This is a genomic window from Kitasatospora nipponensis (genome assembly GCF_039528135.1).
Classification (GTDB): Bacteria; Actinomycetota; Actinomycetes; order Streptomycetales; family Streptomycetaceae; genus Kitasatospora; species Kitasatospora nipponensis.
The window spans coordinates 1-590 of record NZ_BAAALF010000919.1 but is presented as its reverse complement, the minus strand read 5'-3'; the positions used below and the strand labels follow the sequence as shown (position 1 = coordinate 590).

General features: G+C 67.8%; 1 protein-coding gene. It reads right to left on the bottom strand.

The genetic code is table 11. From position 1 onward, the window contains the following. Positions 1-590, bottom strand: a 590-nt coding sequence (locus ABD323_RS44065; protein WP_344447621.1) for a condensation domain-containing protein, incomplete at both ends; no start/stop codon positions are given.

Sequence of the window (590 nt, the reverse complement as noted above, 5' to 3'; positions counted from 1 at the left end):
CTTGGTGAGGACGATCTGGAACAGCGGGTGGCGCGCCAGCGACCGGCTCGGCGCCAGCTCCTCCACCAGCTTCTCGAACGGCACATCCTGGTTCGCCAGCCCGGCGAGCGCGGTTTCCCGTACCCGACCAAGCAGCTGACGGAACGTCGGATCACCCGACAGATCCGTGCGCATCACCAGCGTGTTGACGAAGCACCCGACCAGATCGTCCAGCGCCTCGTCCGTACGACCCGCGATCGCCGACCCGATCGGGATGTCCGCACCAGCACCCAACCGCGACAGCAGCGTCGCCACCGCCACGTGCAACACCATGAACAGCGTCACACCCTCGGCCTGCGCCACCTCCAGCAACCGCGCATGCAGCTCGGCAGGGAGGGCGTAGTGAGCGGTGTGGCCGCGGTGGCTCGCCACCGCCGGACGCGACCGGTCGAACGGAAGCGCCAACTCCTCCGGCGATCCAGCCAACTGCGCTCGCCAGTAATCGATCTGATGAGCTATCAGGCTTTCCGGGTCCTGCTCGTCACCGAGCAGCTCGCGCTGCCACAACGCGTAGTCCGCGTACTGCACCGGCAGCGGAGCCCACTCGGGCA